The organism is Falsiroseomonas sp. CW058 (genome assembly GCF_050563535.1).
Classification (GTDB): domain Bacteria; phylum Pseudomonadota; class Alphaproteobacteria; order Acetobacterales; family Acetobacteraceae; genus Falsiroseomonas.
Genome location: NZ_JBNXUO010000013.1, coordinates 128,283 through 136,422, shown reverse-complemented (window position 1 = coordinate 136,422; position 8,140 = coordinate 128,283). Strand labels below are relative to the sequence as shown.

6 protein-coding genes are annotated in these 8,140 nt (G+C 74.2%); 3 read left to right on the top strand and 3 right to left on the bottom strand.

Features of this window, described 5'->3' with window-relative positions; translation table 11 throughout:
* Window positions 1-285: hypothetical protein (locus ACK8OX_RS12825; RefSeq protein ID WP_430664509.1), on the bottom strand; the 285-nt coding region annotated here is incomplete at its 3' end.
* A gap of 120 nt (window positions 286-405) precedes the next feature.
* Between ACK8OX_RS12825 and ACK8OX_RS12820 the strand changes: the two genes are divergently transcribed.
* Entirely contained in the window at window positions 406-1,296 is an 891-nt protein-coding gene (locus ACK8OX_RS12820) for an amidohydrolase family protein (RefSeq protein ID WP_430664508.1), read from the top strand.
* A gap of 155 nt (window positions 1,297-1,451) precedes the next feature.
* On the opposite strand, the gene ACK8OX_RS12815 is transcribed toward ACK8OX_RS12820, so the two are convergent.
* Both ACK8OX_RS12815 and ACK8OX_RS12810 read right to left on the bottom strand, forming a co-directional pair.
* Window positions 1,452-2,849: a dihydroorotase gene (locus ACK8OX_RS12815; protein ID WP_430664507.1), complete on the bottom strand. Its 1,398-nt coding sequence runs from the start codon at window positions 2,847-2,849 to the stop codon at window positions 1,452-1,454.
* Window positions 2,846-3,529 (bottom strand): isochorismatase family protein, encoded by a 684-nt coding sequence (locus ACK8OX_RS12810; protein ID WP_430664506.1) that lies wholly within the window; start codon window positions 3,527-3,529, stop codon window positions 2,846-2,848. Before ACK8OX_RS12810 ends, ACK8OX_RS12815 begins: the two co-directional genes overlap by 4 nt.
* A 161-nt stretch (window positions 3,530-3,690) precedes the next feature.
* Here ACK8OX_RS12810 and ACK8OX_RS12805 point away from each other — a divergent pair, with 161 nt between their 5' ends.
* Complete coding sequence (locus tag ACK8OX_RS12805; protein ID WP_430664505.1) at window positions 3,691-5,394, top strand: NADH-ubiquinone oxidoreductase-F iron-sulfur binding region domain-containing protein; 1,704 nt, start codon at window positions 3,691-3,693, stop codon at window positions 5,392-5,394.
* A complete protein-coding gene (gene fdhF / locus ACK8OX_RS12800) occupies window positions 5,391-8,126 on the top strand; it encodes a formate dehydrogenase subunit alpha (RefSeq protein WP_430664504.1) in 2,736 nt (911 codons plus the stop codon). The genes ACK8OX_RS12805 and fdhF overlap by 4 nt, the downstream gene beginning before the upstream one ends.
* Window positions 8,127-8,140: the final 14 nt, after the last annotated feature.

Sequence of the window (8,140 nt, the reverse complement as noted above, 5' to 3'; positions counted from 1 at the left end):
GGCCCGGCGGGCGACGGCGGCGGCGGCCTCGGCCCCTTCGGCCTGCGCGGCGGCATGGCGGGCGCGCGCGGCCTCCAGCTGCGCCTCGGCGGCCTGGGCGGCGCGGGCGGCCTCCACGCGCTGGTCGGCCAGGCGCACCTCCTCCTCCGCGCGGCGGCGGGCGAGGGCGGCGGCCTCCTCGGCCGCGCGGCGGCGTTCGGCGGCGGTGCGCTCCGCCTCCCGGATGTCGCGGGGGGAAGGCTGCTGCGCGGCGGCCGACGCGGCGGCGAACAGCGCGAGCAGCATCAGGGCGGATCGGGTCGGGGCGCGGCGCACCGGACGGGTGTAGCCGAAACCCCGCCCCGGCGTGACCCCGGGCGCGGGATGGTTATGCTGCCGCCCTCGCAACCAGGGGACCGGGGACGCATGGCCGCCTACAGGACGCTCGGCATCGATGCCGTCGTGAATCTCGAATTCGGGTCGAGCCCGAAGCGCGAGGGATGGCAGCGCAGCTTCATCGAGGGGAAGATCGGCCAGGATCCCGGCCAGTTCGTCGGCATGACCGAGGACGCCTTCCTCGCGAAGATGGACCGCGCGGGGATTGAGCACTGCTTCCTGCTGGCCATCAAGGCCGGCAGCGCGCAGCACGTCGTCAACCGCCGCGTCCCCTACGAGGCGGTGGCCGAGGTCTGCCGCCGGCACCCGACGCGCTTCAGCGGCCTGGCCGGCGTCGACCCGACCGAGGGCATGGCCGGGCTGCGCCACCTGGAATACGCGGTGAAGGAGCTCGGCTTCGTCGGCGCGCATCTCTACCCGCACTGGTTCGAGATGGCGCCCGACCATGCGCGCTACTACCCAATCTACGCGAAGTGCTGCGAACTCGGCATCCCCATCCAGATGCAGGTGGGCCATTGCCTGCGCTATTCGGACGAGCGGCCGCTGAAGAGCGTCGGGCGGCCCATCACGCTCGACACCATCGCCTGCGACTTTCCCGACCTGAAGCTGGTCGGCATCCATATCGGCTGGCCCTGGACCGAGGAGATGATCGCGGTGGCCTACAAGCACCGCAACGTCTTCATCGGCACCGACGCCTATGCGCCGAAGCACTGGGACGAGAAGTTCGTGCGCTTCATGAACAGCTTCGGCCAGGACAAGGTGATCTTCGGCACCGACTACCCGGTGATCGACCCCGAGCGCGCGCGCGAGGAGTTCGAGGCGCTGGGCCTGCGCGAGGGGCCGAAGGCGAAGGTGCTGCGGGACAACGTGATCCGGCTGTACGGCCTGAAGCTGCCGCTTTCGGACGGCAGCTTCGCCTAGAGCGTGATCGCCGCAGGCTGGAACGGCCGGAGGCGTGAATCACGCGAGAAAACAAGAGCCTGGACCATGATCCGCGCTTCAATCAACGCGGATCATGGTCCAGGCGCCCGTCGCCCCTTCCCCACGGGGAAGGGGCGACGCAAGGCGGCGCGCGGCTACCCCGCGTGCCGCAGCGCCCGCTTCACGTAGCGCCCGGTGCCGACCAGGCGGTCGTCCAGCGCGCCGTCGCGCAGCGCGAAGCGGCCGCGGACGAGGGTGTGGACCACGCGGCCCGTCATCTCCCACCCCTCGTAGATCGAATATCCGGCCGAGGAGACGACGCCCTCCCGCGTCACCGTCCAGCGCGCCTTCGGGTCCACCACGGCGAGATCCGCGTCCATCCCGACCGCGATGCGCCCCTTCGCATGGGAAAGGCCCATGCAGCGCGCCGGGTTGGTGGCCGTCAGCGCGGCGATGCGCGCAAGCGTCAGCCCGCGCTTCGCGTGCCCCTCGCTCAGCAGCACCGGCAGCATCGTCTCCATCCCCGGGCAGCCGGGGGAGGCCGCCCAGATGCCGCCCGCCTTGGCGGAGGCGTCGCGATGCACATGGTCGGTCGCGACCGTGTCCACGCTGCCGTCCAGCACGCCGCGCCACAGCGCCTCCCGGTCGGTGGGCTCGCGCAGCGGCGGGTTGATCTTGCCGGTGTCGCCGCCCTCCCATGTGACGTCATGCGTCAGGTAGTGCGGGCAGGTCTCCACGAAGACGCGCGCGCCCGCCGCGCGCTGGCGCAGCGCCGCCCTCAGCGCCTCCTCCGAGGAGGTGTGCACGACATAGAGCGGCACCCCCGCCACGCCCGCCACATAGGCCGCGTGCTGCACCGCGTCGGCCTCGACGAAGGGCGGGCGGGTGGCGTTCCAGGTGGCGAGCCCACCGCGCCCCTCCGGGTCCGCCTTCATCAGCCGGTCGCGCAGCACCCAGGCCATCTCGATCGTCTCGGGATGCGGGCAGACCATGCCGCCGCAGGCGGCCGCCGCCTCGCACAGCCGCAGCAGGAAGCCGTCGTCGATGTCGGGCAGGCCGAGCCGCTTGCCCTCGCCGCCGCGGTTGTTCATGAAGATCTTGAAGGTCGGCGCGCCCCATTCCGCGGCATAGCGCGCGACGCCGGCCAGCTGCGCCTCGGTCGAGATGATGGGGTGGTAGCCGAAGTCGATCCGCGCCCCCGCCTCGGTCACCGCGACGACGTCGGGAAGCACGTCCTCGAACGGGTCGGACGCCATCAGGTAGGGGATGAAGCAGGTGATGCCGCCCGCCGCCGCGGCCGCGCTTTCCCGGTCCGCATCGCCCGGCACGCGGGGGCGGGAGATGTCCCTGCCATGGCCGAGATGCAGGTGGACGTCGATCGCGCCGGGCAGCACCGCGAGGCCGCGCAGCGCCACCTCCTCCGCCGCCGCGCAGGCCTCCCCGGGGGCGAGGAGCGCGGCGATGCGGCCGTCGCGCAGCGCGATGTCGCAGGCGGCCTCGCCGTCCGGCAGCACGGCGCGGCCGCCGCGCAGCACGAGGTCGAAGGCGGTCATGGCGCGGCAGCGCCGCGCAGCGCCGCGACCGTCTCCTCGGTTGTCATCACGTCGGCGTATTTCTCGCTCATGTCGAACAGGTTCACGGCGTGCGAGACCTGGCTGCGGTCATAGACCGCGTCCTGCGGAACGACCACGCGGAAGTTGTAGGCGAAGGCATCGACGACCGACCCGCGGACGCAGCCGCTGGTGGTGCAGCCGGTGACCACCAGCGTGTCGGCGCCGAGGTCGATCAGGTAGCTGGCCAGCGGCGTGCCGAAGAAGGCGGAGGGGTGCTTCTTCGGCAACAGCACGTCCTTCGGCCCGGGCGCGATCTCCGCCACGAAGTCGTAGCCATTGCGCGCCACCGTCATCAGCGCCGGCACCTTCTCCGCGAGCCGGCCGGTGTCGAAGCTCTCCTTCGGGGCGACATGGGGATAGAGCACGGGCCAGCCGCGTTCGCGGAACAGCCCGAGGATGCGCGCGATGTTGCCGACCGCGCCCCAGGCGACCTCTCCGCAGGAGGTGGGGAATTCCTTGATCGATTCGAAGAAGGGAAGCGGCGTCGTGCCGGTGGTGCGGTACTGCACGTCGATGATCAGCAGCGCCGGGCGCCGGCCGAGCCCCGACCTGCGCCCGAAGCCGGCGGCGCGGTAGGCGCGCTGCTCTTCCTCGGGGATGATCCCGTCCCAGGGTTTCATGGCCGCTCCCGCGTGTTGACCCATCGGTCAGGCTAGGCGAGGACGCCGCCGCTTCCAACCCGGCCCCGCCCCGCGCCTGCGATGGCCGGGCGCGGCCACGGGGTGACCGGACGGGCCTTCCCGCGTTAGGCTCGTGCCAGAGGAAGGAAACGCGGCGTGACATGGATGCCCCCGACGGCCCCGGCGTGAACGCGGGCGCGCGCGGCCTGCCCCGCATCCGCCCGCGCGGGCGGGTCGCGACCGGTGCGGCGCTGGCCGAGGTGGGGGAGACCATCGCCGGCCTGAAGCTGCGGCGCGACCTGATGGTCGAGCACCTGCACGCCATCCAGGACCGCCACGGCTGCCTGCGGGAAGGCCATCTCGTCGCGCTCGCGCAGCTTCACCGCGTCGCGCCCGTCGAGGTGTTCGAGGTGGCGGGCTTCTACGCGCATTTCGACATCCTGCCCGACGACGCCCCGCCGCCGCCCGCGACCGTGATCCGCGTCTGCGACGGCCTGCCCTGCGCCATGGCGGGCGCGGATGCGCTGCGGGATGGCATCGCCGCGGCGATGCCGGATGCGCGGGTGGTGCGGGCCCCCTGCATGGGCGCCTGCCACCGCGCGCCGGCCTGCGCGGTCGGGCACGGGCTGGTGGAGGAGGCGACGGTGGCGCGGGTGCTGGGCGGCGCCGTCTCCCGGCCGGCGCCGCCGACGCTTGCGGAGTACCTTGCCCGCGGCGGCTACGCCGCATTGCGCGCGCCCCCCGCGCCGGAGGCGACGCCCCCCGCGCCGGAGGCGACGCCGCCCGCGCCGGAGGCGACGCTGGCCGCGCTGGAGGCCGCCGGGTTGCGCGGCCTCGGCGGCGCCGGCTTCCCGGCGGCGCGGAAGTGGCGGCTGGTGCTGTCGCAGCCCGGCCCGCGCCACCTGGTGGTGAATGCCGACGAGGGCGAGCCCGGCACCTTCAAGGACCGCCACTGCCTGGAGGCCGACCCGCATCGCGTGCTGGAAGGCATGCTGCTGGCCGCCGTCGCGATCGGCGCCGAGGCCTGCTGGTTCTACCTGCGTGACGAATACGCCGCGCTCCGCGCCGTCCTCGCGCGGGAGATCGCGGCGCTGGACGCTGCGGGGCTGCTGCCGGTCCCGGTGCATCTGCGCCGCGGCGCGGGCGCGTATATTTGCGGGGAGGAGACGGCGCTGCTGGAAAGCCTGGAAGGCCGCCGCGGCTATCCCCGCCACAAGCCGCCCTTCCCGGGGCAGCGCGGCCTGTTCGGACGCCCGACGCTGATCCACAACGTCGAGACCCTGTGGTGGCTGCCGGAGATCCTCGGCACACCTGGCGGCGCGGCGCGCTTCGCCGCGCAGGGCCGCCGCGGGCGGTCGGGGCTGCGCTTCTTTTCCGTCTCCGGCCGCGTGCGCGACCCCGGCGTGAAGCTGGCGCCGGCCGGCGTCACCGCGCGCGAGCTGGTGGAGGAGTTCAGCGGCGGCATGGCGGCGGGGCACGCCTTCGCGGCCTATCTGCCGGGCGGCGCTTCGGGCGGCATCCTGCCGGCGGCGCTGGCGGACCTGCCGCTCGATGTCGGCACGCTGGACGCGCAGGGCTGCTTCGTGGGGTCCGGCGCCGTCGTCGTGCTGTCGGACCGCGACGACCTGCCGGAGGCCGTGCGCAACCTGCTGCGCTTCTTCCGCGACGAGAGCTGCGGGCAGTGCACGCCCTGCCGCGTCGGCACCGCCAAGGCCGCGCGGATGCTGGACGCCCCGCGCTGGGACCGTGCGCTGCTGGAGGAACTGGCGCAGGCGATGGCGGACGGCTCGATCTGCGGGCTCGGCCAGGCGGCGATGAACCCGGTGCGCAGCCTGTTGCGCTTCTTCCCGGAGGAGGTGCCGTGAGGTTCACGCTGGACGGGCGGGAGGTGGAGGCCGCGCCGGGCGAGACGATCTGGGCGGTGGCGCGGCGCGAGGGCGTGGAGATCCCGCATCTCTGCCACCTGCCGCGGCCGGGCTACCGCGCGGACGGCAACTGCCGCGCCTGCCTCGTCGAGATCGAGGGGGAGCGCGTGCTCGCTGCCTCCTGCATCCGCGAGCCGGCGCCGGGGATGGTGGTGCGCAGCGCGGGGGATCGTGCGGTCCGCGCGCGGCGGATGGTGTTCGAACTGCTGATGGCCGACCAGCCGGGCGCCGCGGCGCGCGACGCGACCGGCGGCTTCGCGCGCTGGGCGGGCAGGCTCGGCGTCGGGTCGTCCCGCTTCGCGCCGGAAGCCGCGCGGCCGGCGCCGGACCACTCGCACCCCGCCATGGCCGTGCAGCTCGACGCCTGCATCGCCTGCGGCCTGTGCGAGCGCGCCTGCCGCGAGGTGCAGCACAACGACGTCATCGGGCTGGCGGGGCGCGGCATGGGGGTGACGGTCGCCTTCGACCTGCTCGACCCGATGGGCGCGTCCTCCTGCGTCGGCTGCGGGGAATGCGTGCAGGCCTGCCCGACCGGCGCGCTGCTGCCGGCCGCCGTGCTGGATGCGGGCGGCCGCCGCGCCGCGCCGCCGGAGCGCGAGGTGGCGAGCGTCTGCCCCTATTGCGGCGTCGGCTGCCGGATCGGCTTCCGCACGCGCGACGGTGCGATCGAGGAGGTGGTGGGCCTCGACGGGCCGTCGAATCTCGGGCGGCTCTGCGTGAAGGGGCGCTTCGGCTTCGACTATCTCCGCCATCCCGACCGGCTGACGCGGCCGCTGGTCCGCATCGAGGGCGCGGCGAAGGACCCGGCCGACTGCGCCGATCCGCGCGCGGCCCGCGCGAAGTTCCGCGAGGCGTCGTGGGAGGAGGCGATGGCGCGCGCCGCGGGCGGCCTCGCCCGCATCCGCGACGGCATCGGCCCGGCGGCGCTGGCGGGCTTCGGCAGCGCCAAGGGATCGAACGAGGAGGCCTACCTGTTCCAGAAGCTGGTCCGCACCGGCTTCGGCACCAACAACGTGGACCACTGCACGCGGCTGTGCCACGCCGCATCCGTCGCCGCGCTGTTCGAGACGATCGGCAGCGGCGCCGTCACCGCGCCTTTCACCGCCGCGGCCGAGGCCGACCTGCTGCTGGTGATCGGCGCGCGGCCGACCGAGAACCACCCCGTCGCCGCGACCTTCCTGAAGGACGCGGCCGCGCGCGGCGCGAAGCTCGTGGTGATGGACCCGCGCGGCACCGGGCTCGACCGCTTCGCCGAGGAGGTGGTGCGCTTCGCGCCGGGGCAGGACGTGGCGCTGCTCAACGCCATGCTGCACACGATCCTGGAGGAAGGGCTGCACGACGCCGCCTTCGTCGCGGCGCGGGTGGACGGGTTCGAGGAATTGCGCGCGCATGTCGCGGCCTGGGCGCCGGAAGCGGTGGCGGCGCGCTGCGGCGTGGATGCGGCGCAGATCCGCCGCGTCGCGCGGCTTTTCGCCCGCGCGCGGGCGGCACTCACGCTGTGGGGCATGGGCGTCAGCCAGTCGGTGCACGGGACGGAGAATGCGCGTGCGCTGATCGCGCTGTCGCTGGTCTGCGGCCATGTCGGCCGGCCGGGGGCGGGGCTGCACCCGCTGCGCGGGCAGAACAACGTGCAGGGCGCGTCCGATGCGGGGCTGATCCCGATGATGCTGCCCGACTACCACCGCACCTCCGACCCCGCGGCGCGCGCCTTCCTCGAGGAGCTTTGGGGCGCTACGCTCGACCCCGCGCCGGGGCTGACGGTGGTCGAGATCCTGCACGCGGCGGAACGCGGCGCGATCCGCGGCATGTATGTGATGGGCGAGAACCCGGCCATGTCCGACCCGGACCTGGCGCATGCCCGCGCGGCCCTCGCGCGGCTCGACCACCTCGTCGTGCAGGACCTGTTCCTGACCGAGACGGCGGCGCTGGCCGATGTGGTGCTGCCCGCTTCGGCCTGGCCGGAGAAGGACGGCACGGTGACCAACACCAACCGCCAGGTGCAGCTGGGCCGCGCCGCCGTGCCCCCGCCGGGCGAGGCGCGGCAGGACCTGGCCATCATCGTGGAGATGGCCCGCCGGCTGGGCCTCGGCTGGGCCTACGCGAATCCGCGCGAGGTCTTCGCGGAGATGGCGCGGGCGATGCCGTCGCTGGCCAACATCACCTGGGAGAGGCTGGAGCGCGAGGGCGGCGTCACATATCCCAGCGCCGCGCCGGATTCGCCGGGGCAGGCTGTCGTCTTCGCAGACCGCTTCCCCACCCCCGATGGCCGCGCCCGGCTGGTGCCGGCCGGCCCCGGCGACCCGGAGGAGGCGCCGGATGCGGAATACCCCTTCGTCGTGACCACGGGGCGGGAGCTGGAGCACTGGCACACCGGCGCCATGACGCGCCGCGCGCGGGTGCTGGATGCGCTGCAGCCCGCGCCCACCGTGTCGCTCGCGCCGGCGGAGCTGCGGCGGCTTGGCGTCGCGCCCGGCGCGCGGCTGCGCGTGGTGACGCGGCGCGGCGCGGTCGAGCTTGCCGCGCGGGAGGACCCGGCCCTGCCGGAAGGGCTGGCCTTCATTCCCTTCGCCTATGCCGAGGCGGCGGCGAACCTGCTGACCTCGCCCGCGCTCGATCCCGTCGGGCGCATACCGGGCTTCAAGCACTGCGCGGCGCGGCTGGAACGCGCGTAGCGGCGCCGGATCGG

Excerpts from the sequence above, each read along its gene's own strand:
- ACK8OX_RS12820 (WP_430664508.1), top strand. The coding sequence starts at position 406 with ATGGCCGCCTACAGGACGCTCGGCATCGATGCCGTCGTGAATCTCGAA.
- ACK8OX_RS12815 (WP_430664507.1), bottom strand. The coding sequence starts at position 2,849 with ATGACCGCCTTCGACCTCGTGCTGCGCGGCGGCCGCGCCGTGCTGCCG.
- ACK8OX_RS12810 (WP_430664506.1), bottom strand. The coding sequence starts at position 3,529 with ATGAAACCCTGGGACGGGATCATCCCCGAGGAAGAGCAGCGCGCCTAC.
- ACK8OX_RS12805 (WP_430664505.1), top strand. The coding sequence starts at position 3,691 with ATGGATGCCCCCGACGGCCCCGGCGTGAACGCGGGCGCGCGCGGCCTG.